A 26,346-nucleotide genomic window follows, 5' to 3' on the forward strand; every position below is an offset into this window, starting at 1 on the left:
CACGTCCTGCGGAAAGGCCCCGGACTCAATCCCCGGGGCCTTCCCTTTTCTATGCTCCATTGCGGGTCAGGCAGGGTCGGGCCTGCGCCGCGGCAGGAACAGCACCGAAAGCAGGAGAAACGCGATAATCGCGGCTCCCGAGAAGAGAACTGGACCGAAGGAGAGCCGGCGAGGAGAGCGGTGGCGGTGCGAGATCGGCGAGAGATGACCGCCGACCACCCAGGCATTGCCGGAGATCGAATCATCCGTCTCGTAGACCGCATTGCCTCCAAGCACCAGAGCACTTCCACCGATACGTGCCTGTGAGTCGATAACTGTGTTTCCGCCGATGACCGTCGCAGACCCCGCAATGCGGCCGGTGACGTTGAGATTTCCAAAGAGAACCAGAACGCGCCCAGCAACATCGCCTTCGATCTGGACGGAACAGAAGAAGCAGATTGCGTTGTCAATCCGTTGCCCCTGGGCGACGAAGATGTCCTGGTTGAAGTAAGTGCGTGAGCCGTGGTTTTGCGCGCTAGCCGTTGCCACGGCGAACCAGAAGAGAAAAAGGACGGCGAATCCCCGAAGACGGGTTCCTATGGTGATCACAGGCTCTTCTCCTGGCGTAGTTTTGCCGAGCTGAGCGGCACGCCCGTACTTCAGCTTCCGGTAACAATACGCAGGCAGCCCAGGGTCGGTTCCGTCAAAAACTACGTTCGGCCCTCGTCCCGTTTCACCGGCGGGCAGGAGGAGGGGGATGAATCCCCTGTCCCTGTGGGTAGGCGGGAAACTGATAGCGGTTGCGGCGAACGAAATAGACGACTAACCAGACGATTCCGATCACAATCAACAGGGGAGCAAGGAGGATCAGCGTGCCCAACGGCTGCGGGATGATGGACCGCGAGCCGTGGATCCCTGCCCCCTCTGCCACCAGGGCTTCGCCTGCAAGAATGGCAAGATCGCCATCCACCCTCGAACCTTCGCCTAGATTGAGATTGCCGGCAACGATGGCGGTATCGCCAGCGATCGAGTGGCCGGGATCGACCGTAACCGAGCCAAATGCGACAGCGACATCGCCCGTTACATCTCCGTGGATGTGGACCGAGCAGAAGGCGCAGGCAACGTCGCCGGCCCTCTCCCCTTCAGCAACAACGATCTCGGAACCAAAGCTGGCACGATCGTCGCCGTGCGATCTTTCTTTGGCAAAGGCTGCTTGCGTGAGGAGGACGATCAGAGCGGCCGAGAGAAGAGTTCCGCCAAACTGTCTACGCATGAAGAACCTCGCTGGCTAGTGTACCCCGGGGAGTACCGCAGGAGCTGGGTAAGTTCGCGCCTGTGCGAATGCTACGCTTAAAGACACATGAGCCACGAACTACCGAAAGCATACGATCCGTCCGTCATTGAAGAGCGCTGGGCCAGATACTGGGTTGAGGAGCGCCTCTTCGACGTTGCCACATCCGAAGATACGGACGAGAGCCGCAAGAAGTTCACCATACTGCTGCCGCCACCCAATGTAACCGGCCGCCTGCACATGGGGCACATGCTGAACCAGACGGAGATGGATATCCTGACGCGCTGGCACAGGATGCTCGGCGAGACTGCGGTGTGGGTCCCGGGGACCGATCACGCAGGCATCGCGACGCAGATGATGGTGGAGCGCCAGCTCGCCAGCGAGGGCACGAACCGCCGCGCGCTGGGACGCGAAGCCTTCGTGGAGCGCGTGTGGAAGTGGAAGTGCGTCTACGGCGGCGCGATTCTGGACCAGATGAAGCGTCTGGGCGTGAGCGTGGACTGGAGCCGCGAGTACTTCACCATGGACGACCGACTCAGCGTCGCTGTGAAGGAGTGCTTCGTGCGGCTGTGGGAGCAGGGGCTGATCTACCGCGGCGCCTACATCGTGAACTGGGATCCGGCGATCCAGACGGCCGTCAGCGACCTCGAAGTGGAGCACGAGGAGCGCCTTGGAAAGATCTACCATGTGCGTTATCCGCTGGCCGATGGCACCGGCTCCATCGTCGTAGCGACCACGCGGCCGGAGACGATGCTGGGAGACGTTGCCGTGGCCGTGAACCCTGCCGACGAGCGTTACACAGCCGTAATCGGCAAGATGGTGAAGCTGCCGCTGAGCGGCGTCAACGGCGGACCCGAGCGCGAGATTCCAATACTGGCCGACGACTGGGCGAAGCCTGAGTTCGGCACCGGCGCAGTAAAGGTGACTCCGGCGCACGATCCCAACGACTTCGCCATCGGACAGCGGCATGGGCTTCCGAATCTCTCGATTCTCGACGAAACCGCGCACGTTACCCTGCCGGGCTCGCACTACGACGGCATGGAACGCTATGCCGCGCGCGAGAAGATTGTGGAAGACTTGCGCGAGAGCGGTCTGCTGGTGGACGTGAAGGACCATACCCTCTCCATTGGCCTGAGCCAGCGGACCGGCGTCGTCATCGAGCCGCGACTCTCGCAGCAGTGGTTCATCAGGATTCAGCCGCTTGCGGACAAGGCCATCGAGGCCGTCGATAAGGGCTATATCCGGTTCACGCCGGATCAGTACCGCAAGACCTATGACGAGTGGATGAAGAACATCCACGACTGGTGCATCTCGCGACAACTCTGGTGGGGACACCGGATTCCGGCGTGGCACTGCGCGAAGTGCGGGGAGATCACAGTCGCACGGGAGACTCCGCAGGCCTGTGGCAAGTGCGGATCGAACGACCTTACGCAGGAGACAGACGTGCTCGATACGTGGTTCTCGAGCGGTCTGCTTCCCTTCACCGTCTTCGGCTGGCCGGGCGCGGAGGGAGACTCCGGATTGACCCCGGACCTCGCCGAGTTTTACCCGACTGAGCTGCTGGTGACCGGCTTCGACATCCTCTTCTTCTGGGTGGCAAGGATGATCATGCTGGGCAGCCACTTCATGCTGGACGTTCCCATGCCCGACGGATCGAAGCGTACGTTGAAGGACGCTGTCCCCTTCCGCGAGGTATACATTCACGCGCTGGTCCGCGATGCAGACCGGCAGAAGATGTCGAAGACCAAAGGCAACGTCATCGATCCGATCGAGATCGTGACGAAGTATGGCACGGACGCCGTTCGTTTCACCCTCGCCAGCATGGCCTCGCCGGGCACCGACATCGCCTTCAGCGAATCGCGGACCGAAGGTTATCGAGCCTTTGCCAACAAGATCTGGAATGCGGCGCGCTTTCTGTTTATGCAGGTGGACCTCGCGAAGGAGGCTGGATACAAAGTGTCCATGCTGGCCAGCGGCACAGTTCCTGAGCTTCCAGAAAACACTCCGCTTGAGACGCGATGGATCTTTGGCAGGCTCAACGCTGTAAGCGATGAGGTCGCACGCTCTCTTACGGATTACCGTTTCGATGAAGCTGCCGCAGCTATCTATCAGTTCTTCTGGAAAGAGTTCTGCGACTGGTACCTGGAACTGGTAAAGCTTCGCCTTGAGTTCGGAGAAGGCACGGAAAAGAATGCTACGACGGCGCTCACCCTGGCGTCGCTGGTCGCGGTGTTTGAAGCTGCGCTCCGGCTCCTAAGCCCCTTTATGCCCTTCCTTACCGAAGAGCTTTGGCATGCGCTGTACGAGGGCAAGCCCCCGGCAAAGTCGATTGCCCTGACGCAGTATCCGCAGGCAAGGGACTTCGCTGCGGATGACGCCTCCGTCGCAGCCATGACGACGTTGCAGGAGATCATCACGACCGTGCGCGCTCTACGGAAGGAGCTCGGCGTTCCTGAAAGGGAGGCGGCTCCGATCCGTCTGCATGCGGAGAACCGCGTACTCGCGCTCGCCGATGCCAATCGGGACATGCTGGCGAAGATGGCGCGGGTCTCGGAGGTTGAGTTTGCCACGGAAGCGTTATCCGGCACCAACGCCCGAGCGACTGCAGGCTTCGACGTCGCGGTAGTCTACGAGCGGCAGATCGATGTCGCCGCCGAGCGCGAGCGGCTGACGAAGGAGTTGGGCAAGCTCGAGAAGGGCCTGATCGCGGCGGAGCGCCAGCTGGGCAACGAGGCGTTTATGGCGAAGGCTCCGGCACACATCGTGGAAGGCCTCAGGAAGCAGGCGGCAGAGACAAAGATGCTGTATGACAAGGTGAAGGCCGCTCTGGACGCACTACCCGGCGCCTGATGGGCTATGGCTTGTGGATCGGCGGAGGAGGATCGCCGTTGACCTTCGTCTGATCCACCGCGATGGCGACATTCTCATGCTTGATGTCCAGCCGCAGGCGATTGAAGAAGCCCATGTAGACATTGGCGACCCAGACGAGTGCGAACCACGCGACCAGGTATCCACGCCAGCCCTCATAGAGCATCTGAAACTGCGTGATGAGAAGAAAGAGCGCCGCGACATAATGGCTGAAGCAGTACTCGCAGGTGAAGAGGTAAAAGAATTTTCGAGGAACAAGGGCGTGACAGTTCTGACTCTTGTCCTTGCACCATTCACGCGGTTCGCGAAAGACTTCCTCGTGCGTCACCGTCCAGGCAATGGAGGCAACGGGCAGAGCGAGAATGAAGAGATAGGCAAGCTGGGTTGAAAGTCGCATCGGCATCCTGTACTGGCATTGAGATGCATTTCAGGGGTTTAGGATTACAGAATGGACTGGAAGAGCAAGCGGATACGAACAATCCTCGAGGCGGCACTGGCCGAAGACAAGGTGGCGAACGACGTCACAACGTCATTGACGGTCGACCCGAAGCTGCGCGCCACCGGAACCATCCTCGCCAAGCAGGCGTGCGTGGTCTCCGGAATGGGCAGCATCCCCGTAATTCTCGATATCTTCGGCAAAATGAGCAATGGGCCGGTAGGTCGCTTCGAGGTGGTGAGCCATCCTGAGATCTTCGATGGCGTCAAGGTGCGGGCCGGCCAGCCTTTGGCCGTCATCCGGCATAATGCCGCAGCCCTGCTCTCAACCGAACGCGTCATCCTCAACTTGATGCAGCGTATGTGCGGCATCGCGACGCTGACGCGCGACTTTGTGAATGCCGTAGCCAGGACAAAGACCAAGGTGCTGGATACGCGCAAGACGATCCCCGGCCTGAGAATTCTGGATAAGTACGCGGTGAGCTGCGGCGGAGGTGTGAATCACCGGCTCGATCTGCAGGATGGAATCCTCATCAAGAACAACCACATCTCGCTCGGCGGCGGTCTGCTGGTCGTACTGGAAAAGGCGATGAAGAGCCACAAGACGGGACAGGTGGTGCAGGTTGAGGTTCGCAGCGACGTGGAGCTCGAACAGGCAATCGCGGGTGGAGCACCCTCCATCCTGCTCGACAACATGACGCCCTCGCAGACGAAGAAGGCCGTAAAGAAGATTCGCGCTGCCCTGCCCGAAACCCTGATCGAATCGTCGGGCAACATGAATCTGAAGACCGTGCGAAAGTATGCGCTCACGGGAGTCGACTTCGTCTCCGTCGGTGCCCTTACCCACTCCGCAACCGCGGTCGACCTGAGCATGCGCATCACCGCGGATGTCTATTAGCAACGATGGCATTTGATCTGAACGAAGTTACAGCGGGGCTTGCAGGGACAGAGTTTGCGGGCAGGTTAGTGCATCTTCCTTCTGTCGGCTCGACGAATACGCTGGCGCTGGAGGCTGCACAGGCGGGCGCACGCGGGGGCGTGTGGGTCGCGGATGAGCAGACTACAGGGCGCGGGCGCGGCGCCCACCGCTGGCACTCGATTGCAGGCGATGGCCTGTATGTCAGCATTCTGGTCGCGCCTGCACTCACCCTCGAGAGGTCGCTCTGGATCTCCCTCGCCACCGGGCTGGCATCCAGGCAGGCGATTCGGCATGTCGCCGGACTCGACGCAGACATCCGCTGGCCGAACGATCTTTTGCTCGGTGGAAAGAAGTGTGGCGGAATTCTCGTAGAGACGTCCATAACACCCGCAACCTCTGGCAGCCTGGAATCTACACTGCGCTACGCCGTCATAGGCATTGGCATCAACCTCAATCACGAATCCTTCCCAGAGGAGATCTCGCAACTAGCCACGTCGCTGCGCCGCGAAAGCGGACGCACAGTACGGCGGGAGACCTTCCTCGTCAGGCTGCTGCAGGCCCTTGAGAAAGAGCTGCGACGGCTCGCCAGACCCGGGGGAAAAGATCTGCTGGAACGATTCTCTGCGGCTTCGAGCTGGGTCCACGGAAAGCGCGTGCATGTCGACGAGAGCGGAGGATATGCTGGCGTCACTGCGGGGCTGGATGTCCGTGGATTCCTGCTGGTCGATTGCGAGGACGGCGTGCGCCGCACCGTGCTCTCCGGTGGCGTACGGGAACAACATTGATGCCGCGCAGGGCAGATGCAACAACGCAACCAGACGCGTCGCGGAGCCAATCTTCTACAGAACAATAACGATGCAGAATTACTTCAATTATTTTACCGAGATCGAGGAGAGGTTCCAGCATCGGCGGGGATCGCTGTTGATGCTGTCTACGCTCGACTGGGCGTTGATCGAGACATGGCGTGAGGCAGGCATCCCGCTCGAGGCTGTTCTGCGCGGAATCGACAACGCCTTCGATAAATACGATGAGCGGGCGCGGCGTACCTCGAGCCGTCTGCGCAAGGTCAACGGCTTGGCATGGTGTGCCCAGAGCGTGATGGAGGCTGTCGAGCAGGCGATGGAAGCCGCCGTGGGGGCGTCGAACGTAGGCGCAACAGAACCGACGGAAAGCGGCTTCGAGAGCGAGCGCGTGGCGAAGTACCTTGAAGACAATGCAAGAGTGCTCGAAGCAGCGAAGATCGCACCTCCGGCCGATGCGGTCGTTGCAGAGACTGGTGCGCGGCTTCGAGCGCTCGCCGCTGGCCTGCGCGTTGATCCAACAGTTCCACTGGAAGACCTCGACCGCACCCTGACGGTGCTCGAAGAGAAGATCTTCGCGGCCTTGCTGACCGCAGCCGCGGAAACCGAGCTGACGGCCCTGCGAGAGCAGGCTTCGCGCGAGCTTGCTCCTTACCGGGGCAAGATGCAGGCAGTCCAGATCAAGCAGGTGCAGCAGCAGTTCCTGCAAAAGAAACTGCTGGAAGCGCGCAGCCTGCCCAGGTTGAGTCTCTTTTACATGTCTCTTGGATGAGATGATTTGTAACCGATGAAGTTATCGATCGAAAAAGTCGTCTACGGTGGCGCCGGTCTGGCACATGTCGAAGCTTCCGGTGCGGCAACACGCGAGATCGTCTTTGTGCCATTCACCCTTCCGGGTGAAGTGGTGGAAGCAGAGGTCGCCGATACACGGGACAACTTCAAAGACGCAGCGCTCAGGCATGTCATCGCCGCGTCGTCCGATCGTATCGCTCCGCAGTGTGTTCACTTCGGCGTATGTGGCGGATGCCAATATCAACATGCATCGTATGACGCGCAGCTCCGTCTGAAGCAGAGCATCCTGCAGGAGACCCTGGAGAGAGCAGGATTGAATTCTCTGCCCGCAATGCAGGTGCATGCAGCCCAACCGTGGGAGTACAGGAATCGTATCCGTCTGCGTGTCGCGATGGTCGACTGGGAGTTACGAGTGGGCTACCTGCGGCGCGGATCGAGCGAGTTTTTGCCGGTGCAGATGTGCCCTATCGCCGCACCCCTTCTGTGGTACGCAGCAGAGACGTTTCTTCAACGCGCGGGCAGCTTTCCCCAGTGGGCAAATGCGACACAAGAGATCGAGTTCTTCACTACCGGCGACGAGCAGAAGCTGCAGATGACACTTTTTGTCAGTTCTCAACCCGTCAAAGGATTTAGCGAGCTTTGTGAAGCGCTGTGCGAACAGTTGCCCCAGCTTGCCGGAGCCGGTGTGCAGATCATGGAGACCAGCGGGCGTGGACGCAAGTCGCTCCGCATGCAGCCGGGAGCAACCTGGGGAGCAGCCGGATTGAACTACACGGTCGCCGATGAGACCTACTGGGTGAGCCGCGGAAGTTTCTTTCAGGTGAACCGGGCCATAGTTGCTCAACTCACCGAACTGGTGTGTGCAGGCAGAAGCGGAAGACTTGCATGGGACCTCTACGCCGGCGTGGGACTTTTCTCGCGCATCCTCGCCAGTCAATTTGCCGAGGTAGTTGCCGTGGAGGCTGCGAAAGGCGATCTGGAGACGAACCTCCGCGGCCCGGGAAGGCGAGCCATCGCTTCAACTACAGTCGAGTTTTTGCGCCAAGCCGTCCTCGAACGCGATCGCCCTGAGCTCATTGTCATGGACCCTCCGCGTGCGGGTGTTGGATCGGAGGTCTGCGCGTTGCTGGCTCGACTGAAGGCTCCGGAGGTGGTCTATGTCTCCTGCGATCCCGCAACGCTGGGGCGCGATCTGCGCGCAATGGTAGACTCCGGCTACAAGCTGAACCAACTGCATCTTGTCGATATGTTTCCTCAGACCTTCCACCAGGAGACGGTGGCGGTCCTCCGGCTTTGATGCAGAAGTATTAGCGGGAGCAGAGTTCTGACGGGCCACGCAGAGAAATACCGGGCCACAGCAACGATGGAGCGGCTCCAATTGCGGCGAGCACCGCTGCTGGCTGCCGCTTGCTGGTTTGCCTTCGGCATCGCCATCGCACGACACTGGCAACCGCCCGTGATCCTCGGAACGGCGCTCCTGCTTCTTCTCCTCCTCGCCGTAATCGCACTGCGATCCGCGTTTCGGATAGCCGTATTTCCCGTGGCGGCTCTCTGGATCGCGACGGGAATCTGGTGCTGGCAGATTCGCCCTGTCCCCCAGGCCCAGCACGAGCTTCTTCGATACGCCGACGGATTGAGCCGCATGGTACACGGGCACGTAGTGCGCATCCGCTCACTTGCGACCGAGGACAAGCCAGCGGATCGAGACAACGATCCCGCCTCGCCGGTCGACCTCGTGCCTCGGGCTGCCGCTGCACTTTCGATCGATGTGGCTGTGGATGCAATGGAAGAGGTGACCCCGGATATCTCGCGAATGGTTCCGGTAAAGGGCGGTGTGCGCGCGATTGTCATCTCGCAGGATCAAGCACTGCCTGCACTCCATTGCGGCGATGAAGTGGAGATGCCGCTGCGTCTGAAGATTCCGGAGCGGTATCGCGATCCAGGAGCCTGGCAATATGCCGACTATCTTCTTGCGCAGGGCATCTCGGCACATGGAAGCGTGCGATCGACGAAGATGCACATCATGTCCGGAAGCGGCGTCGATCTACGATGCCAGGTCTACGCCGCACAGAGCTGGGCTTCGGACCGGATGCTGGGCCTGGTTCACTCCGCAGCGAACCGGGGCCTGCTCGCTGGGATGAGGCTCACGGAAGAGGACGCCGGCATGCTGAACGCGATGATCTTCGGCGACCGGACGCGACTGAGCCACACGCTGCGACTAGGGTTCGAGCGCACGGGTTCCTTTCATCTCTTCGTTGTCTCGGGAATGCACGTTGCGCTGCTGGCGGGCATCGTCTTCTGGGTATTCCAAAGGCTTCGCTTTCGCCGCTGGCTGGCAACTCTGGCAACACTCGCATTGATGTCCGCTTACGCGTTATTGACAGGTTTCGGCGCCCCCGTACAGCGCGCGCTTTTCATGACCACGGTATTTCTGCTGGCGCGTCTGCTCACTCGCGAGGGCAGCGTATTGAATGCACTGGGAGCGGCGGCTCTGGCAGAACTGATCTGGTCTCCATCGAGTCTCTTCGAGGCTAGCTTTCAGATGACGTTTCTCGCAATCGTCGCCATTGCGGGAATCGCGGTTCCTCTTGGGGAACGAACCTTCCTCCCATACCTGCGTGCATCGCGGAGACTGCATGAGCTTTGGATGGAGCCCGTTCTCCCCCCGAAGCTCGCCCAATTCCGCGTTATGGTTCGCATGTGGGGCGAGGCGCTGGCGGGACTCTTCGGCCATTGGGCTCGCCTTATGCCCGGAGCTGTAATTCGAGCTCTGCTCTTCGCCGCCGAACTCGCACTGATCGGCCTTGTAGCCGAGATGGTGATGGCATTACCGATGGCGGTCTACTTCCACAGGGCCACCCTGTTCGCGCTGCCGGCCAACATGCTGACCGTCCCCGTCGTCAGCCTGCTGGCACCACTTGCCGTACTCACCTTCTTCGCCGCACTGCTCGGCCCGTGGGTGGCTCTTATTCCAGCCGCAGGAACTGCCCTGCTCCTCCATGGCATCGTGTGGATCATAGGAAGAGTCAGCCAGATCCAGACAACCGAGGTTCGAGTTCCTGCGCCAGCATGGTGGATCGGGTTGGTGGCATTAGGCGTGTGGACCTTCTGTTGTTGGGCGGTACGAAGATCCCGGGCATGGGCGTGGGTCGCCGCGGCCACGCTTCCGCTGGCCCTTGCCGCGGTGCTGTGGCCAGAGGCGCCGACCATCACGAAGGGTACGCTGGAGGTCACTGCGATCGATGTTGGCCAGGGAGATTCGCTGCTGGTCGTCAGCCCGCAGGGCGGCACGATACTGGTGGACGCCGGGGGCCCGGTTGGCGGCTTGAACGAGTCAGCCGCAACCACGAGCACGTTCGATGTAGGCGAAGAGGTGGTCTCGCCCTACCTGTGGTCGCGGCGAATCCGGAGGCTCGATGTGCTGGTGCTGAGCCACGCGCATAGCGATCACATGGGTGGAATGTCTGCAGTGATGCGCAACTTTCGCCCGCGCGAGTTGTGGGTCGCGGTCGATCCCGACTCAGAGGCATATCGTGCTCTGTTGCACGAAGCCGCAACGCTTGGCGTTCGAGTGCGTCATCTATCCGCCGGGACCAGCCTTGCCTGGAGCGGATCGCAGTTGAGCGTGCTGGCTCCCTCGCCGCGCTACACAAATTCTGGTGAACCCGCAAATAACGACTCCCTCGTGATGCGCCTGGAGTATGGCAAGGCTTCCGTGTTGTTGGAAGGCGATGCGGAAGCGTCGAGCGAACAGGCGATGCTTGCGCGCGGCCTCACTCCTGTAACGCTGTTGAAGGTAGGGCATCACGGCAGCCGCACCTCGACGACACCGGAGTTCTTTGCTGCGCTCGCGCCCAGGGATGCGGTTGTCTCCGTCGGCAAAGGCAACACCTTCGGACATCCGCGCCCTGAGGTGATTGCCAGGATCGCTGCGGCAGGAACCCGGCTCTACAGAACCGACGAGTTCGGCCTGACGACCTTTCTGATGAATCGAGATGGCGAGGTCCGCCAGGTTCTCGGTGCGGGAGACGACGAGCCCTGATACTTTCTTCCAGTGACCGTATCCCTAAGCGCTTTGCTTTGTTGGCGCGGCGCTCGGATGAGATTTTTTACAATTGAAACCGCGCCAAACCAGCCGTCAGGTAGCTACAGTAGAAGCGCACCATGGGCCCTCTGAAACCTTACTTCGAGAGGATCAAACATGACCACATGGAAGCAACACCTGACAGGATGTGCGTTGGCGGGGATGATGTTCTTTTCATCATCCGCCCTCGCCGACACTCTAACCTTCGCCGCGCTTATGAGCGGAGCTAATGAAACTCCACCGAATGCATCCCCGGCGACTGGCATCGCGTCCCTCTCGCTGACGGACGATCTGCTGGCAATTCATATTGAATACTCCGGCCTGATCGGAGGAAACCCAAGCGCGGCGCATATTCATTGCTGCGCGGCAATCGGAACGAATGCCCCCGTGTGGGTTCCTTTTGACGACTTCCCCACCACCACATCGGGAACCTACGACATCACAATTGACCTCTCGACCTTTGTCTTCAGTGGGGGTGGCACACAGGCTGGACTTATTGCGGGAATGAATAATGGCACCGCTTATACCAATATCCACAATGCCACGTTTCCCGGCGGGGAGATAAGGGGCCAGATTGTTCCAACGCCGGAGCCCGGTACCCTTCTGCTCCTTGGCACTGGCGCGGCTGGATTGGCCTCAGTGCTTCGCCGCCGTATTCGTATCTGATGTTTCGCTGTCCATTCCGTGCCGCGCCATGTGCCTTGGCTGACTCCCCGCCTCTGCATTCTCCGTGCAGCTCCGCTTCGTTTAGGAGTACCGTGGGAACAGCGGAGGCAGGCCTATGGAGAAGCAGGACCTGAAGAAAGCAGAGCAGGACATCGTTGCATCCAAAGCCGAGGAGCAGGCAGAGGAACAGAAGCTCATCCGGCGGATGCAGATGATGATGAACATGGTGATGCAGGTGATCGCCCAGGACAGAAGCCTCTCCATCGAGGAGGCATCCCAGATGATCGCCGATTCCCGGAGAGCTGCGCTTGTGATGTTTCCTGGCAAGGAACTTGCGTATGACCTGATATGGAGACCAAGGTTTCAACGCCTGATGCGTGAACGCTTCCGCATCATGTAGCCATGCACGCCCTGCTAAGCTTGGGGTTATGCGGACCAGACTGGCAAGAAAGCACGACCTTTCGTCCTTGATGAGGATCGTGCGCCGTGTCGTTCCCCTGATGCACGCCGAAGGAAATTTTCAATGGGATGACAAGTATCCGAACGAAGCGGTGTTCCTCGACGACATCGAGCGCCGGCGGCTCTGTATTGCCGAGATCGAGGAAGAGGTTGCGGGCGTTGTCGCGTTGACCACAGATCCGGAACCCGACTACACCCAGGCAGACTGGGACATCACGCAACCCGCGGTGGTAGTTCATCGCCTCGCGGTCGATCCTCTCTTTCGAGGTGCTGGCGTGGCGAAGGCCTTGATGCTTGAGGCGGAACGCGTTGCAGTAGCGCAAGGTATCTTCCTCATCCGCACCGATACCAACAAGCAGAACCAGGCGACACAGCGGCTCTTCCCAGCCCTTGGTTATCGTTTTGCGGGCGAGATCTCGCTCAGGATGCGGCCGGGGCTGAGATTCTTCTGCTACGAAAAACAGCTCCCACAACCGTAGAGCTCAGCCAGCCTCCGCGCGCCCGGCAATCTGCTCGCGGAGACCCTTGTTCTCCTCTTCAAGAGCGGCAAGACGCTGATGAAGAGGCGCCATGACCTTTACGATCTGTTCCTCGGTATAGCGCGGCGTTATGTGCTGCTGGCAGTTCCAGTCGAAGGCGTCCACGCGGATGATGATCGCTCGCTCAACTAGTTTTCGACCCTCGGATGTGCTGAGCTGTTCGACAAATTGCTTCGCGCCCTCACCTTCGTGCACCGTCGCGTGACCTAGAATCTTGAGGCGTGTTCGCGATGGGTAGTCCATCAGAAAGAGCGCCACGCGATCGTCGTGGCCAAGGTTGCCGAGGCTGATGTACTGACGGTTACCCCGATAGTCGACGAAACCGACGGTGCGATCATCGAGCACATGAAGAAAGCCCCGCTCTCCTCCGCGATGCTGGATGTAAGGCCAGCCAGTCTCACTTACCGTTGCAAGATAAAAGGAGTCGCGCGCAAGAATAAACTCCTTCTCGTACTCCGACAGTGCATCGCCGGGCGGAGAGAGCTTTTCGATGCGCTCATACTGCGTGCGGCTGCCACGCTTTGCCTGTTGCTCTTTCACCAGCGGAGTAAAGGCGATCTGTGCGAAGCTGCGGCCCATGACATCGCTCCTTTCTTCGTGTGATAAAGATTGGATTCGCTCTCAGAAGACATGATTCGAAGTTTCACTCAGCCTCGACCGATCGCTGCTTCCAAAGGGTAGAATGCTTCCGTCGTCAACAACAAAGCCAATGCACATCTGAAACTGGGGGACTGTGAATGAATCGTAAGCTGATAATTGCCTTGTGGGTAGCTGTATGGATGATGGGTGTTTCGGCGACGGGCGTTGCGCTCGACAATGGTTTGGCGCGAACCCCGCCCATGGGGTGGAACAGCTGGAACAAATTTGCCTGCAAAGGTCTGAACGAGAAGGTCGTGCGCGAGACAGCCGACGAGATGGCCTCCAACGGTATGAAGGACGCCGGATATCAGTACGTCATCATCGATGACTGCTGGCAGACCGGCCGCGATGCCGAAGGCAACATCATCGTCGACGCGGAGAAGTTCCCCTCCGGCATCAAGGCATTGGCCGACTACATTCATTCCAAGGGCTTGAAGTTCGGAATCTACACCGACGTCGGCACGATGACCTGCGCCAAGCGGCCGGGCAGCATCGGCCACGAATACCAGGATGCGCGACAGTACGCCGCCTGGGGAGTCGATTATCTGAAAGAAGACTGGTGCAATACGCTTCCAAATCAGAACAGCGAGTCCTCCTACACCCTCATGCGCGAAGCACTCAAAGCCTCGGGCCGACCTATCGTCTTCAGCATCTGCGAATGGGGCTCCACCAAGCCCTGGCTGTGGGCAGGCCCTGTCGGAAACCTGTGGCGCGCAACACCCGACATTCAGGACTGCTGGGACTGCAAGCGTGAGTGGGGTGGCGGAGGTGTCACCCAGATTCTCGACCTGATGGACGGTATCGAAAGCTACTCCGGTCCGGGACACTGGAACGATCCCGACATGCTCGAAGTAGGCAACGGCGGCATGACCACCGAAGAATATCGCACGCACTTCAGCATGTGGGCCATCTTCTCCGCGCCTCTGCTGGCCGGAAACGACATCGCAAAGATGTCCGCAGACACAAAGGAGATTCTTCTGAACAAAGAGGTGATCGCGATCGATCAGGATGCGCTGGGCCAGCAGGGACGTCGCGTGAAACGGAATGGCGATACGGAGATCTGGTCCAAGCAGCTTGCCGATGGCGGACGAGCGGTGGCTCTGGTCAACCGCGGCAAGGCGACGGAAAGCATAACCGTGGCGTGGAACGAGATCGGCTATCCCTCCACTCTCCCCGCCACGATTCGTAACCTGTGGACTCACAAGGACGCGACAGCAAAAGGCAGCTTCACGGCTGAGGTCCCGAGCCATGGAACCATCCTGGTCAGGCTGAACTTCTAACGCGAATCACGCAGGAAAAAGAAGCCGTCTGCTGGTTGGCAGACGGCCTCTCTCGCTTGATATGAAGTCTCAATCGGAGCGCGATCCAATCAACTCGCTCGACGGGGTGTGGCGAGAACCCGCCAGAGAAGCGTGCCCACCGGAGGCAGGCACGCGACCAGCCAGAACGTCAGACCATATTGCCGGTGATCGAAGAGATGGCCCAGCAGAGGCATCAGCAGGCCGCTCGCAAGTGCCCACGCCGAGATGCAGAACCCCGCCAGGAATGCCGAGTGCTCCTTCGGCAGCACCGCCATCCCATCGGCAAGAGGAAACACGACAAAGCCGCCCGCAACGAACATCTGCAGAAAGAAGAGAAGCATCGTCGCGAAGACCGGGGCGGCACTGCGTGCGGCCATGGGCGCAAGCACAATCAGAAATCCGGCGGCAGAGAGCAGCAGAAAGATCGAGCCCGGCCGCCGCGACTGGCCGCGTTTCCTATCGTTGCGACGCCTGATATCGGCAAGCCGTCCAAAGATGAGGTAGCCTGCCTCCCATCCCGCAGGTGGCAGCCAGAGAAGATGGCCAAGCGAAGTCTGGCTCAGATGCATCACCCGCGTGAGATAGAGCGGTGCGGCATACAGTCCAAAGGCCAGCGGCGCAGCTCCCAGCCCATAGGCAGCAGCAGCAGCGAAGAGGTTGCGGCTCCAGCGCGATTCCCCCATCTCGATCGGCGCACGGTCTTCAGTGATCGCAGTCGCCGGTGCCGCATACCAGCCCGAGATTCGCAACACCACCCACAAGGCGATCCACAACAGGCCCAGCACGGTAGTTACGCCAAAGGCGGCGCGCCATCCCCATCGCACCGCGACCGGAGTGATCAGCAAAGGTGTCAGTGCCGCGCCCAGGGAGCTTCCGCTGTACGCGATTCCCAGACCGAACGAGCGCTTCTCCTCTGGAAGCGTCTCGGTCACCGTCTTCAGGCCGGCGGGAAAGGTTGCACCCTCGCCGAATCCCAGTACGCCTCGAGCAAGACACATCCCCGCAAAGCCCATCATCAGGCCGTGGCTGCCCGACGCGATCGACCATATCGCGACCGCGCCAAGCGTCGTCACCCACAGCCCCGCGCGATCCATCCAGAAGCCCCAGATCGGGTTGGCAAGCATATAGCAGAGGCTGAAGACGAGGATGGCATAGCCATATTGCGTCGCCGATAGATGCAGCGCCGCAAGAATCGTCGGACTCAGGATCGCGAGCACGCTGCGATCCACATAGCTCAGCAGGCCCAGCAGTGTCATAGACAAGGCCGGAGCCCACTGGCGGATCGTCGAGGGTGCCTTCGCACTCACCTCCGTAGAGGCGCTCACGGCTTCGTCTGGCTCGCCAGCCATCGCTGCAGGTTCGGCTCCTGTGCGGTGCGAACCCGCACGCAGTCGTTGATATTGTCGAGAGCCTTGGCCAGCGTGCGCTCAGCCGCGTCGACCTTGTGCGACGCGAAGAAGCTCGCCACCTCATCCCGCTTTTCGACCGAGCAGAAGGTCCCCGCCGCACCCACGACACGAGATCCGGAGTTGGTCGTGAACTGCGCATGGACCTTCTCCCAGTTCTTCTGGATGTAACTCCACGTGGTCTCCCGGGTATCGCGTCCCGAGAGCAGGATCGCAATCGGAATCCAGCTATCCTGGTTCCTCACCTCACCCGAGACCACATAGTCCAGTGTCCTCGTCACCAGCGCAGGATCGGTAAACAGAGCCAGCGTCCGCAGGGCTTCCGATTGCAGCCCGGGATCGCCGCCGTCTTTGCTCGCTGCCATAATCTTCTCGTATAACGCCGCATCGCCCTGGGCTGCCGTTACCGAGATGGCTGTGGCCGTCAGCAGCGGATCCAGCCCCTTCTCCCCCCGCGCCCCAGGCGCATAGGCGCGCTCCGCCAGCTCCTTCGCCTCCGTCAGGACTGCGGGGTCCTTCGCATCCCCCAGGGCCTCCATCAGCTCGGCGCGCAGCTGCTCGCGATCGTAAGACTCACCCGCGCAAGGACGCCCCAGCGCAGCGTAGACCGGTCCTAGCTCCCGCCGTACAACTGCAGCCAGCCGCGTGCGATCCTCGTCCGTTGCAATGCGCGAGTCGATCGACCTCACCTTGTCCAGCGCCGTCCCCATCACTTCGCCATGAGAATCGTTCTTCAGGGCAAGCACCAGATTCATGAACTCGCCCGCATCCGCCTGCCCCGAACGCACCAGCGCCCATCGGTCGCCCACAAGGCCGATCCTCTCCTCTGGGGTCAGCGATTCTGCCTTCGCAACGATCGCCGCAAGCTGCGTTGGCGTATAAGCCGTGCGATAGTATCCCTTCGCCCTCGCATTGCCGTAAAAGAAAGGCAGCTTCGCATCCGCCGCGAGCGGCAGGGTCGCATCCTCCGGCGTCAGCACACGGCAGAGAGGCTTTCCATTGCTCTTCACACATACCGGAAGCGTCCACTGCTGCGACGAATCCGCAGCCGCTCCTGAAAGAAAGAACCGGCTCTGCGCGACCGGAACACCATTCGCGCCCTGCTCCGAGAACGTAAGCAGAGGAACTCCCGGCTGGGTTACGAAGCTCTGCATGATCTTGTCGACCGGCTGGTGAGAGGTTGCGGTCTGTGCGCTCCAGAAGTCCTCGGCGGTTGCGTTCGCATACAGATGCGCCGCCAGATAGTTGTGCACGCCCTGGCGGAAAGTCTCTTCGCCAAGATAGTTCTCCACCATGCCCAAAACGGCTCCAGCCTTTCCATACGCGATGCCGTCGAACATCTCGTTGATCTCGCCGGGCGTCTCAGCCTTCGCTCGAATCGTGCGCGTCGTCTTCTGCGAGTCGAGATTCAGGGTTACATCCAGTCCACGCGCATCGTCTTGCGGAAAATTCCACTCCGGTTTCCACTTCGCCACCGGTTTCGACTCCATCCAGGTCGCAAATCCCTCGTTCAGCCACAGATTGTCCCACCACTGCATCGTCACCATATCGCCGAACCACTGGTGCGCCATCTCGTGCGCCACCACGATTGCAACCCGTTTCTTCGCCGGAATCGCGCTCGTCTTCTCGTCCACCAGCAGGTCGGTCTCGCGATAGGTAATGCAGCCGAAGTTTTCCATCGCGCCCGCCTCGAAGTCCGGCAGCGCAACCATGTCCAGCTTCGGCATCGGATACTTGATGCCGAAGTACTTGTCGTAGTACGGAAGAATGTACTCCGCGCTCTCAACCGCGAACTTCGTCATCGCCACCTTGTCCGGAGTCGAACAGGCACGGATAGGTACCCCATCGGCCTTGCCGCTGGTGCACTTGAAATCACCTACGAGAAACGCGACCAGATAGGTCGACATCTTCGGCGTTGTCCGAAACTTCACCGTGTGCTTCCCTTCCATGGGGCCCGGCTTGTCCGACACGATCTCGGTATTCGAGATAGCCGTATCCGCGGAATCGACGACGAGAGCAATGTCGTACGTAGCCTTCAAGGCCGGCTCATCGAAGCTCGGATACGCACGCCGCGCATCCGTAGGCTCGAACTGTGTTACCGCATAGTTGCGGCTCTTCGTCTTCGAAAGATAGAACCCGCGCAGTTTGTCATTCAGGATTCCCGTATAGCGGATGCCGAGCGTCACCTTGCCCGCAGGAACGGCCTGCGGAAACGTAAAGGTCGCCTGCTCCTTCCCGCTGTCCAGCGAGACCTCCGCCGTCTGCGACCCCGCTGTCACGGAAAGAAACCTGATCTCAGCCGCATTCAGCGTGATTGCCTTGCTCGGAGCATCGAGCACAACATCGATCGTCTCTTCTCCGGAAAATGTCGCTGCCTTCAGGTCAGGCGTCAGCGTCAGCGAGTAGTGCTCCGGATGCACGCCGCCCGGAAGGCGCTGGGCATGCAAAGCAACTGCGGCGAAAGGCGAGAGCGAGGCGAGAAGGACGGCGCGGTGAAGGATGGTTCCCAGAAGCATTCTTTAAGAATACCCAACTGCCGGCTCCGGCTCATCCAGCGCCTCGCTTGAACATTGAAGATTTGTGACGGAAGACTGCCGCTCAAGCCTGCTTCATCGACACCGCACGCTCGGAGACTCCCCCCACCTCGGCTGCCCGGGCCTCGGCATAAGCCGCGGCACCCAGCAGCGCGCAGGTATCGTCCAGAATGATCCGTACCGGAATCGACTGCAGCAGGGCCGACATACGCCCTTTGTCCAGAAACGCCTGCATGAAGAATCCATTCTGAAGCGTCTTCAGCCTCTTCGGCGCGACGCCTCCACCCAGGTAGATTCCGCCCGTTGCCAGAACCTTCAGCGCGAGATTCCCTGCCTCTGCGCCATACGCCGAGGCAAAGGTCTTCATCGTCTCGAAGCAGATGGAGCTCGATCCATCCTCCGCACACTCGCCGATCACTACATTCGGGTCCTCGGATGTCATGCGGTCGCAGAGCCACTTCGGCTCGTCCAGCTTCTCCACGTCGCGTAGAAACCGGTATACGTTCTGAATTCCAAGCCCGGAGACGACACGTTCGAAGCTCACGCGCCCCTTCAGCGTGCTGCGCAGATATTCCAGCATTGCGATCTCGCGATTCGAGCGGGCTGCGAAGTCGCAGTGTCCGCCCTCAGACGGGATAGGAATGTGTTTCGTGCCGTCCCAGATCAGAAGCGCCTCGCCCAGTCCCGTGCCCGCCGCGACAAGTCCGCGATGCCCCGTGGCCTCCGGATCGCCCTCGTGCAGGGTATAAATCTTGTCGGGTGCGAGCTCCGGAATCCCGTAGCCGTTTGCCTCAAGATCGTTGATCAGAAAGACATGCTTGATCGAAAGCGACCGGGAGAGATCGCGAACATCGAGGGTCCAGGGCAGGTTGGTCAGCTTCAACCGGCCATCGCGCACCGGACCTGGGCAGCCAAAACAGGCTGCCAGAATGTCGGTCCCGTTCGTCGCGGAAGCGTCACCGTCGGCGGCTAAAAACTTGTTGACGATCTCATCGAGAGAGCCAAACTGGCGTGCGGGAAACTTCTCATCCCGCAGAGGGTGCAACCGACCGCCCTCAAAGTCATAGAGAGCAAGGTGGACCTTGGTACCGCCAACATCACCGGCAAGAATCATTCAGTTCAGCTCCAGAGTTCCAACGCCGTTGGTCGGCTCTGGCAGCTTAGCCGCTGCCGCCGCATCGAGCAAGAGCGTCAGCTTCCCGCTTGCCGGACGAATGATCTGCGAAGGATATGTCTCCGGCTGGTATGTCCCCTGAAACACCTCGTGCAGCACCTTCGCCTTGCCCGCGCCTTCAATCAGGAACGCCACCTCCCTGCCCTGATTGATCACCGGCCAGGTCAGCGTAATCCTCCACGTATCCTTCTGCGGCACATGGTTCGGCACAACAATATGGTTCATCTCGTTGAGAGCTTCCGTGTGGGGAAACAGCGAGGCCGTGTGGCCATCATCGCCCATGCCCAGAAGGATCAGGTCGAACGTCGGTGTCTCCGCTCCCTCAAGCTTGAAGCCATTGCGTATCGCGGCTTCATACCGCGCTGCCGCCTCTTCCGGCGCCAGTTCGCCTTCCATGCGATGAATGCGCTCCGCAGGCAACGGAACCTTCGAAAGCAACGCCTCGCGCGTCATCCGGTAGTTGGAGTCGGCATCTTCAGGTCCAACGCAGCGTTCGTCCACCCAGTAAAGGTCCAGCTTGTCCCACGGTACCTGCTTCACAAAAGGCTGCGACGGGTCGGCCAGCAGGGCAAACATCGCCTTCGGCGTCGTCCCCCCTGAGATCGCAACCCGCGCGATCCCTCGCGCATTCGCCGCCGCGGTAACGGAAGAGGTGAAGAGCTCAGCAGCGGCCTTCGCAACCTCGGCCGGAGTGTTGTAGACACGGTAGGTAACAGTCGTAGAACGAGGCATATTCTCTATGTACTTCTATGCAGTCTGGTGGAATGAAATATTTTTCGGTCCCGGCAATAGCGCATAAGCGTGGTGCCGGGACCGAAGAAGTTAAAGCTTACGCCACTTGCGTCCCTCGGACTCGAGCAGCGCATCCGCAGCCGATGGACCCCAGGTGCCTGCGGCATAGTTCGGGAAGTCCTTCACAGGAGTCTCCGCCCACGCCTTCAGGATCGGGGTCATCAGGGCCCACGTCGCCTCCACGCCATCGCGGTGAGCGAACAGCGTACCGTCGCCCAGCATCGCATCCAGCAGCAGACGCTCATACCCGTTGGCCGATGACTTGCCGAAGGCATCCGCATAGCTGAAGTTCATATGCACCGGGCTGATGTCCATGCTCGGCCCCGGAAGCTTCGCGCCGAATCGCAGCGAGATGCCTTCATCCGGCTGAATGCGCATCGAAATCAGGTTCGGCTTGATCGCGCTCGAGTCATGGCACTCTCCGCCTTTGAACAGAAGCATCGGCGGCTGCTTGAACTGAATCGTGATCTCGGTCACACGCTTGGGCAGCCGCTTCCCTGCGCGAATGTAGAACGGAACTCCCGCCCAGCGCCAGTTTTCAATCTCCAGCCGAATCGCGGCGTAGGTCTCGGTCTGCGAGCGTGGATGCACACGGTCTTCCTGGCGATACCCCGGAACCGTCTTGCCGTCCACGATGCCCGGGCCATACTGTCCGCGAACCGTGTCGGCCGGGTGGATCGGCGAGATCGCCTTCCACACCTTCACCTTTTCGGCGCGAACCGCATCCGCCTGGAACGAGACCGGAGGCTCCATCGCAACGAAGCTCAGCAGCTCCATCACGTGGTTCTGCACTACGTCCCGCAGCGCACCGGCCTGCTCATAGAACGGGCCGCGGCCTTCGATGCCGATCGACTCGGCCGCCGTAATCTCCACGTGGTCGATGTAGTTGCGGTTCCAGACGTTCTCGAAGATCCCGTTCGCGAACCGGAACACGAGGATGTTCTGCACCGTCTCCTTGCCCAGGTAGTGATCGATGCGGAAGATCTGGTCTTCGTTGAAGACCTTGTTCACCTCGTCGTTCAAAGCCCGTGCGGACTCCAGATCATGCCCGAAGGGCTTCTCGATGATCGTGCGGACCCAGGGAGCATGCCCGTCCTTATCCGCCTTCGGCTGCGCCATCCCATTCTGGCCCAGGTAAGTGATGATGTCGGAGAAGTACTCCGGCGCCGTCGCCAGATAGAAGAGCCGATTGCCCTTTGTGTTGAACTTGCCATCGAGCTCCGCAAGCTTCTTCTTCAAGGCGTCATAGCCGGCAGCATCGTCGAAGTTCATCGCGTGATACTGAACCCGGTCTACGAACGGAGCCAGCTTCGGATCGTTGTCCTCCACTCCGCCGCCCGCGATAATCCCTTCCTTCATGTCCGGAGCAAAGCTCGCTTCCAGCGGCCGGCGTGCCACGCCGACGACTGCAAAGTCCTTCGGCAGCAAATTCGCTTGCTGCAGGTGATAGAGCGCAGGCAGCAGCTTGCGCTTCGTCAGGTCGCCCGAGGCGCCGAAGATCACAACAATGCACGGATCGGGGGTGCGCTCATTGCTGCGACCCGCAGCCTCTTTATCGGGACTCACTTGAACTTGTGTCGTAGCCATATCGATCTTCCTTACACTCTCTTGAGGTTAAGCCTTCTTGACGTCGTGCCCGCCGAAGGCCCCGCGCATGATCGAGATCATGCGATCGGTAAAGTTATTCTCCTCGCGCGACCGCAGCCTGCGGATGAGCGATTCCGTAATCACCGGCGCCGAAATATTCAGGTCGATCGCCTCGGTCACCGTCCAGCGCCCCTCGCCCGAATCCGGCACCCAGGCCTCCAGCCCGGCCAGCGTCGGATTGTTATCCAGCGCAGCCGCCGTCAGGTCCAGCAGCCACGAGCGCACCACCGAGCCCTTCTGCCAGATATGCGAGATCTGGGTCAGATCGAGTCCGAGCGGCTCCTTTGCCTTCATGATCGAGAAGCCCTCGGCATACGCCTGCATCAGGCCATACTCGATTCCGTTGTGCACCATCTTGACGAAATGTCCCGCGCCCGATGGCCCCACATGTCCCCAGCCCTCGGTCGGCGAAGGCGCCAGCGCCTCAAAGATCGGCCTCAGCCGCTCCACAGGAGCCTTGTCGCCGCCAATCATCAGGCTGTAGCCCTCCTTCAGGCCCCATACGCCGCCCGAAGTCCCGCAATCGACGTACTCAAGACCTTTGTTCGTCACTTCGGCATGGCGACGCTGCGTGTCCTTGTAGTTCGAGTTGCCGCCGTCGATGATCGTGTCGCCCTTCTCGAGCAGCGCCTCAAGCTTCGCAATCGTCTGATCCACCGGATCGCCCGACGGAACCATGATCCATATCGCGCGCGGAGCCGACAGGTTCTTCACCAGGTCCTCGAGCGAATTCACGCCAAGAGATCCCGTCTGCGTAAGCTTTGCCGTCGCCTCCTTATTAAAGTCGAAGCCGACAACCTTATGCCCAGCCAGCTTCAGTCGCTCGGCCATATTGAAGCCCATCTTGCCGAGTCCGATAAGTCCCAGTTCCATCGTCTTTCCTTTCCATTGCTGAGGCGAGGGCGGTATGGAACATCACGCGCCCTCGCACTTCGCGGCCAACCGGAGTCTCCTACGTCCCCTCCGGAAAATCTGCTCCCACTGTCACCGGCTCCCAGGCCGCAATCTCCTTCTGCCACGCTTCAAGCTTCTGCCGCAGGCGCTTCAGCGCTCCCGCTCCCAGCAGCAGACGCAAGGGAGGATTCTTCGAATCCACCACCTGAATCATCGCCTGCACCGCCTTCAGAGGATCGCCCGGCTGCCGTCCATTCTGATCGCTCCTGTAGCGGCGTCCAATGGCCGCTGTCGTAGCGTAGTCCTCAATCTCCTTTGCAGCTTCCACTCCGGAGCGCCCCAGAAAGTCCGTGCGAAACGGTCCCGGTTCGATGATAGTTACATGAATCCCGAGGGCCGCGACCTCCTGGGCCAGCGCCTCCGAAAGCCCTTCCACGGCAAACTTCGAGCTCTGGTATATACCCCATCCAGGGCTGGCGGTGAGTCCGCCGATCGAGGACACATTCAGAATATGCCCGCTGCGCTGCTTGCGAAACTGCGGAAGGAACGCACGCGTCACTCGCAGCAGTCCAAAGACATTGGTCGCATACATCGGCTCCAGCTCTGCGTCAGCGACCTCTTCGAGAGCGCCGATCACACCGTAGCCTGCATTGTTGACCAGCACATCCACCCGGCCGAACCGCTCCAGCGTCTTTGCTACCGCCGCATCCACCTGGTCCTGCTTGGTCACATCCAAAGCCAGCGCCACCGCATGCCCGGGATATTTTTCTTCAAGATCGGCGACCTGTTCCACCTTCCGCGCCGTCACTACCACGTTCTCGCCGGCCTTCAGCACCTCTTCGGCCAGCAAGCGGCCAAAACCAGTCGAACTCCCCGTGATCACCCATGTGCGCGGCTTACCTGTCTGTTCCATTCCATCTCCTTAGCGTTCGAGCGGCCTGTCAAAAACCCGACGTCCGGCCCAAAGGGGAATGAATCCCGAAACCCTGAAAAGCTCGCATCGCCGGCCACAAAAGACCGCTCTCTCACGCTCCACGTTGGATGCTTGCCAACTGCCATCGGACGCGGATCCGTCCGCAAAACGAGTGGGCGGAGAGGTTATCCTCTCCGCCTCGCTCTTTACTTCTTCACCAGCTGCTTTGCCTTCTCCACAACATGGGCAACGCTGATGCCCAGCTTCTCCAGTGCAATTGGCCCCGGAGCCGAAGCACCGAAGCGGTCCAGTCCAATCACACCACCGTTGTGACCGACATACTTGTACCAGCCCATCGTCGATCCGGCTTCCACCGCAAGCTTCGGTGTGTTCTCGGGGAACAGGCTCGCCTTGTAGGTCTCATCCTGCTCATCGAACAGCTTGAAGCTCGGCATCGACACGACCGATGCACCGATCCCGGCAGCCTTCAGCTCCTCAGCCGCCTTCATGATCAGCGAGACCTCCGAACCGGTCGCGATCAGAATGATGTCCTTGCCCGAGTTATCGAGCGCATACGCGCCCTTCTTTACACCCTCGTGCACCTTGTACTTCTCCGCATCCAGCACAGGAAGATCCTGCCGCGACAGCGCCATGAAGCTCGCGCTCTTACGCTCCAGGGCAAGCTGCCAGCAGGCCGCCGTCTCGTTCGCGTCCGCGGGACGGAAGTCCGTGAGCTGCGGAATCAAACGCAGCGACATCAGCTGCTCGATCGGCTGGTGCGTCGGTCCATCCTCGCCCAGACCCACCGAATCATGCGTGAAGATGAACAGCGAGTGCAGGCTCATCAGCGCCGCCATGCGGAGCGCATTGCGCGCATAGTCGGAGAAGGTGAAGAACGTCGAACCGAACGGGATCAGGCCACCGTGCGCCGCCATGCCATTGACCATCGCGCACATGCCGAACTCGCGCACGCCGAAGAACACGTTGCGGCCCTTCGGGTCCACATGAAAATTCGCTGAATCTTTGAAGATCGTCTTGGTCGAAGCCGTCAGGTCCGCGGCGCCGCCAAACAGCTCCGGCACCACGTTCTCGATCGCATTCATCACTACCTGGCCCGCATTGCGCGTCGCAACAGGCTTGTCGGTCGGGAAGGTCGGAACCTTCTTCTCCCACCCTTCTGCCAGCTCCGCCTTGATCACGCGGTCAAACTCCGCCGCGGGAGCAGGATAAGCCTTCTTGTACTCCTCAAAGCCCTTCTGCCACTCCTCGTGAACCTTCTTGCCTTTCGACTTGGCCTGGCCCCAGTTCTTCGCGGCCTCCTCGGGAACGTAGAAGGTCTTGTCCTCGGGCCAGCCGAGATTCTTCTTCGTCGCCTTCACCGCATCCGCGCCCAGCGCCTCGCCGTGCACCTTGCTGGTGCCGGCCTTCGGGCTGCCGTAGCCGATCACCGTGCGCACGCGAATCAGCGAGGGCTTCGTCGTCTCTGCCTGCGCCGCCTTGATGGCAGCTTCCAGAGCGACAAGATCGTTGCCGTCGTCCACCATCTGCACGTGCCAGTGATAACCCTCGAAGCGCTTCGTCACGTCTTCGGTAAAGCTCAGCTCCGTGGGTCCGTCCAGCGAGATCAGGTTGTCGTCATAAAGAACGATCAGCTTGCCCAGGCCCAGCGTCCCTGCCAGAGATGCTGCCTCGTGCGAGATGCCTTCCATCAGGTCGCCGTCGCCGCACAGCGCATACGTAAAGTGATCGATAATCGCGTGCTCATCGCGGTTGTAGACCGCGCCCAAGTGCTTCTCCGCAGTCGCAATGCCCGCGGCCATTGCAAATCCCTGCCCCAGCGGTCCGGTCGTCACCTCAACGCCCGGCGCCTCACCGTACTCCGGGTGTCCCGGAGTATGCGATCCCCACTGGCGGAACTGCTCCAGTTGCGAGATCGGAAGATCGTAGCCCGACAGGTGCAGCACACCATAAAGCAAAGCCGAGGCATGTCCGTTCGACAACACAAAACGGTCGCGGTTGATCCACTTCGGGTCCGAAGGATCGTGCCGCATCAACTTGTGATAAAGCAGGTACGCAATCGGAGCGCAGCCCAGTGGGGCGCCGGGATGGCCTGACTTCGCCTTTTCCACTGCATCCACGGCAAGAAAACGGAGGGCATTGATGGAGAGCTGGTCTAGCGCATTCTGCTGATCGGTCTGCTGTTCGCTCATTCTT

At 60.3% G+C, this 26,346-nt stretch carries 22 protein-coding genes; 10 read left to right on the top strand and 12 right to left on the bottom strand.

Features of this window, described 5'->3' with window-relative positions; genetic code table 11:
• Positions 1 to 66 precede the first annotated feature (66 nt).
• Together BDD14_RS11730 and BDD14_RS11735 are read right to left on the bottom strand one after the other, a co-directional pair.
• A complete protein-coding gene (locus BDD14_RS11730; RefSeq protein ID WP_130418969.1) occupies positions 67 to 588 on the bottom strand; it encodes a hypothetical protein in 522 nt (173 codons plus the stop codon).
• 124 nt (positions 589 to 712) lie between these two features.
• A complete protein-coding gene (locus BDD14_RS11735) occupies positions 713 to 1,252 on the bottom strand; it encodes a bactofilin family protein (RefSeq protein ID WP_130418970.1) in 540 nt (179 codons plus the stop codon).
• 87 nt (positions 1,253 to 1,339) lie between these two features.
• On the opposite strand from BDD14_RS11735, the gene BDD14_RS11740 reads away from it, so the two are divergent.
• On the top strand, positions 1,340 to 4,120 hold the full coding sequence (locus BDD14_RS11740) for a valine--tRNA ligase (RefSeq protein WP_130418971.1): 2,781 nt from the start codon (positions 1,340 to 1,342) through the stop codon (positions 4,118 to 4,120).
• A gap of 4 nt (positions 4,121 to 4,124) precedes the next feature.
• On the opposite strand, the gene BDD14_RS11745 is transcribed toward BDD14_RS11740, so the two are convergent.
• Positions 4,125 to 4,535 carry a hypothetical protein gene (locus tag BDD14_RS11745; protein ID WP_165420035.1) on the bottom strand — a complete coding sequence of 137 codons (411 nt, stop codon included), beginning with the start codon at positions 4,533 to 4,535 and terminating at the stop codon, positions 4,125 to 4,127.
• Between the two features lie 51 nt (positions 4,536 to 4,586).
• Between BDD14_RS11745 and nadC the strand changes: the two genes are divergently transcribed.
• The 8 genes from nadC (at position 4,587) to BDD14_RS11785 (ending at position 12,772) form a co-directional block, all read left to right on the top strand.
• Entirely contained in the window at positions 4,587 to 5,471 is an 885-nt protein-coding gene (nadC, locus tag BDD14_RS11750) for a carboxylating nicotinate-nucleotide diphosphorylase (RefSeq protein WP_130418973.1), read from the top strand.
• 5 nt (positions 5,472 to 5,476) lie between these two features.
• A complete protein-coding gene (locus BDD14_RS11755; protein WP_130418974.1) occupies positions 5,477 to 6,277 on the top strand; it encodes a biotin--[acetyl-CoA-carboxylase] ligase in 801 nt (266 codons plus the stop codon).
• Positions 6,278 to 6,347: 70 nt separating this feature from the next.
• Positions 6,348 to 7,064, top strand: a complete 717-nt coding sequence (locus tag BDD14_RS11760; protein WP_130418975.1) for a hypothetical protein — start codon at positions 6,348 to 6,350, stop codon at positions 7,062 to 7,064.
• 15 nt (positions 7,065 to 7,079) lie between these two features.
• Positions 7,080 to 8,381, top strand: a complete 1,302-nt coding sequence (gene rlmD, locus BDD14_RS11765) for a 23S rRNA (uracil(1939)-C(5))-methyltransferase RlmD (protein WP_130418976.1) — start codon at positions 7,080 to 7,082, stop codon at positions 8,379 to 8,381.
• Between the two features lie 81 nt (positions 8,382 to 8,462).
• Positions 8,463 to 11,126 (top strand): ComEC/Rec2 family competence protein, encoded by a 2,664-nt coding sequence (locus BDD14_RS11770; RefSeq protein ID WP_242617894.1) that lies wholly within the window; start codon positions 8,463 to 8,465, stop codon positions 11,124 to 11,126.
• A 159-nt stretch (positions 11,127 to 11,285) separates the two neighbouring features.
• The gene (locus BDD14_RS11775) at positions 11,286 to 11,834 is read left to right on the top strand and encodes a CHRD domain-containing protein (RefSeq protein WP_130418978.1); all 549 of its coding nucleotides are present in this window, start codon (positions 11,286 to 11,288) and stop codon (positions 11,832 to 11,834) included.
• 115 nt (positions 11,835 to 11,949) lie between these two features.
• The gene (locus BDD14_RS11780; RefSeq protein WP_130418979.1) at positions 11,950 to 12,234 is read left to right on the top strand and encodes a hypothetical protein; all 285 of its coding nucleotides are present in this window, start codon (positions 11,950 to 11,952) and stop codon (positions 12,232 to 12,234) included.
• 70 nt (positions 12,235 to 12,304) lie between these two features.
• Entirely contained in the window at positions 12,305 to 12,772 is a 468-nt protein-coding gene (locus tag BDD14_RS11785) for a GNAT family N-acetyltransferase (RefSeq protein ID WP_242617895.1), read from the top strand.
• A gap of 3 nt (positions 12,773 to 12,775) precedes the next feature.
• Here BDD14_RS11785 and BDD14_RS11790 read toward each other — a convergent pair whose 3' ends face one another.
• A complete protein-coding gene (locus tag BDD14_RS11790; RefSeq protein ID WP_130418981.1) occupies positions 12,776 to 13,411 on the bottom strand; it encodes a pyridoxamine 5'-phosphate oxidase family protein in 636 nt (211 codons plus the stop codon).
• Positions 13,412 to 13,569: 158 nt separating this feature from the next.
• On the opposite strand from BDD14_RS11790, the gene BDD14_RS11795 reads away from it, so the two are divergent.
• Positions 13,570 to 14,751: a glycoside hydrolase family 27 protein gene (locus BDD14_RS11795; protein ID WP_130418982.1), complete on the top strand. Its 1,182-nt coding sequence runs from the start codon at positions 13,570 to 13,572 to the stop codon at positions 14,749 to 14,751.
• A gap of 89 nt (positions 14,752 to 14,840) precedes the next feature.
• Here the strand turns inward: BDD14_RS11795 and BDD14_RS11800 are convergent, their stop codons facing one another.
• The 8 genes from BDD14_RS11800 to tkt form a co-directional block, all read right to left on the bottom strand.
• The gene (locus BDD14_RS11800; RefSeq protein ID WP_130418983.1) at positions 14,841 to 16,121 is read right to left on the bottom strand and encodes an MFS transporter; all 1,281 of its coding nucleotides are present in this window, start codon (positions 16,119 to 16,121) and stop codon (positions 14,841 to 14,843) included.
• Positions 16,094 to 18,694: a M1 family metallopeptidase gene (locus BDD14_RS11805; RefSeq protein WP_130418984.1), complete on the bottom strand. Its 2,601-nt coding sequence runs from the start codon at positions 18,692 to 18,694 to the stop codon at positions 16,094 to 16,096. Before BDD14_RS11805 ends, BDD14_RS11800 begins: the two co-directional genes overlap by 28 nt.
• Before the next feature lie 82 nt (positions 18,695 to 18,776).
• Complete coding sequence (glk, locus tag BDD14_RS11810) at positions 18,777 to 19,826, bottom strand: glucokinase (RefSeq protein WP_130418985.1); 1,050 nt, start codon at positions 19,824 to 19,826, stop codon at positions 18,777 to 18,779.
• Positions 19,827 to 20,618: a 6-phosphogluconolactonase gene (gene pgl, locus BDD14_RS11815; protein WP_130418986.1), complete on the bottom strand. Its 792-nt coding sequence runs from the start codon at positions 20,616 to 20,618 to the stop codon at positions 19,827 to 19,829.
• A 90-nt stretch (positions 20,619 to 20,708) separates the two neighbouring features.
• The gene (gene zwf / locus BDD14_RS11820; protein WP_130418987.1) at positions 20,709 to 22,265 is read right to left on the bottom strand and encodes a glucose-6-phosphate dehydrogenase; all 1,557 of its coding nucleotides are present in this window, start codon (positions 22,263 to 22,265) and stop codon (positions 20,709 to 20,711) included.
• Positions 22,266 to 22,292: 27 nt separating this feature from the next.
• Entirely contained in the window at positions 22,293 to 23,198 is a 906-nt protein-coding gene (gene gnd / locus BDD14_RS11825; protein WP_130418988.1) for a phosphogluconate dehydrogenase (NAD(+)-dependent, decarboxylating), read from the bottom strand.
• A gap of 79 nt (positions 23,199 to 23,277) precedes the next feature.
• Positions 23,278 to 24,132 carry an oxidoreductase gene (locus BDD14_RS11830; protein WP_130418989.1) on the bottom strand — a complete coding sequence of 285 codons (855 nt, stop codon included), beginning with the start codon at positions 24,130 to 24,132 and terminating at the stop codon, positions 23,278 to 23,280.
• A 206-nt stretch (positions 24,133 to 24,338) separates the two neighbouring features.
• On the bottom strand, positions 24,339 to 26,342 hold the full coding sequence (tkt, locus tag BDD14_RS11835; protein ID WP_130418990.1) for a transketolase: 2,004 nt from the start codon (positions 26,340 to 26,342) through the stop codon (positions 24,339 to 24,341).
• Positions 26,343 to 26,346 lie beyond the last annotated feature (4 nt).

This window comes from Edaphobacter modestus (assembly GCF_004217555.1).
GTDB classification, from domain to species: Bacteria; Acidobacteriota; Terriglobia; order Terriglobales; family Acidobacteriaceae; genus Edaphobacter; species Edaphobacter modestus.

What these genes read in the sequence shown, in the direction of transcription:
- BDD14_RS11735 (WP_130418970.1), bottom strand. Translation starts at nt 1,252, where the DNA reads ATGCGTAGACAGTTTGGCGGAACTCTTCTCTCGGCCGCTCTGATCGTC.
- BDD14_RS11740 (WP_130418971.1), top strand. Translation starts at nt 1,340, where the DNA reads ATGAGCCACGAACTACCGAAAGCATACGATCCGTCCGTCATTGAAGAG.
- BDD14_RS11745 (WP_165420035.1), bottom strand. Translation starts at nt 4,535, where the DNA reads ATGCGACTTTCAACCCAGCTTGCCTATCTCTTCATTCTCGCTCTGCCC.
- nadC (WP_130418973.1), top strand. Translation starts at nt 4,587, where the DNA reads ATGGACTGGAAGAGCAAGCGGATACGAACAATCCTCGAGGCGGCACTG.
- BDD14_RS11755 (WP_130418974.1), top strand. Translation starts at nt 5,477, where the DNA reads ATGGCATTTGATCTGAACGAAGTTACAGCGGGGCTTGCAGGGACAGAG.
- BDD14_RS11760 (WP_130418975.1), top strand. Translation starts at nt 6,348, where the DNA reads ATGCAGAATTACTTCAATTATTTTACCGAGATCGAGGAGAGGTTCCAG.
- rlmD (WP_130418976.1), top strand. Translation starts at nt 7,080, where the DNA reads ATGAAGTTATCGATCGAAAAAGTCGTCTACGGTGGCGCCGGTCTGGCA.
- BDD14_RS11775 (WP_130418978.1), top strand. Translation starts at nt 11,286, where the DNA reads ATGACCACATGGAAGCAACACCTGACAGGATGTGCGTTGGCGGGGATG.
- BDD14_RS11780 (WP_130418979.1), top strand. Translation starts at nt 11,950, where the DNA reads ATGGAGAAGCAGGACCTGAAGAAAGCAGAGCAGGACATCGTTGCATCC.
- BDD14_RS11785 (WP_242617895.1), top strand. Translation starts at nt 12,305, where the DNA reads ATGAGGATCGTGCGCCGTGTCGTTCCCCTGATGCACGCCGAAGGAAAT.
- BDD14_RS11790 (WP_130418981.1), bottom strand. Translation starts at nt 13,411, where the DNA reads ATGGGCCGCAGCTTCGCACAGATCGCCTTTACTCCGCTGGTGAAAGAG.
- BDD14_RS11795 (WP_130418982.1), top strand. Translation starts at nt 13,570, where the DNA reads ATGAATCGTAAGCTGATAATTGCCTTGTGGGTAGCTGTATGGATGATG.
- BDD14_RS11800 (WP_130418983.1), bottom strand. Translation starts at nt 16,121, where the DNA reads ATGGCTGGCGAGCCAGACGAAGCCGTGAGCGCCTCTACGGAGGTGAGT.
- BDD14_RS11805 (WP_130418984.1), bottom strand. Translation starts at nt 18,694, where the DNA reads ATGCTTCTGGGAACCATCCTTCACCGCGCCGTCCTTCTCGCCTCGCTC.
- glk (WP_130418985.1), bottom strand. Translation starts at nt 19,826, where the DNA reads ATGATTCTTGCCGGTGATGTTGGCGGTACCAAGGTCCACCTTGCTCTC.
- pgl (WP_130418986.1), bottom strand. Translation starts at nt 20,618, where the DNA reads ATGCCTCGTTCTACGACTGTTACCTACCGTGTCTACAACACTCCGGCC.
- zwf (WP_130418987.1), bottom strand. Translation starts at nt 22,265, where the DNA reads ATGGCTACGACACAAGTTCAAGTGAGTCCCGATAAAGAGGCTGCGGGT.
- gnd (WP_130418988.1), bottom strand. Translation starts at nt 23,198, where the DNA reads ATGGAACTGGGACTTATCGGACTCGGCAAGATGGGCTTCAATATGGCC.
- BDD14_RS11830 (WP_130418989.1), bottom strand. Translation starts at nt 24,132, where the DNA reads ATGGAACAGACAGGTAAGCCGCGCACATGGGTGATCACGGGGAGTTCG.
- tkt (WP_130418990.1), bottom strand. Translation starts at nt 26,342, where the DNA reads ATGAGCGAACAGCAGACCGATCAGCAGAATGCGCTAGACCAGCTCTCC.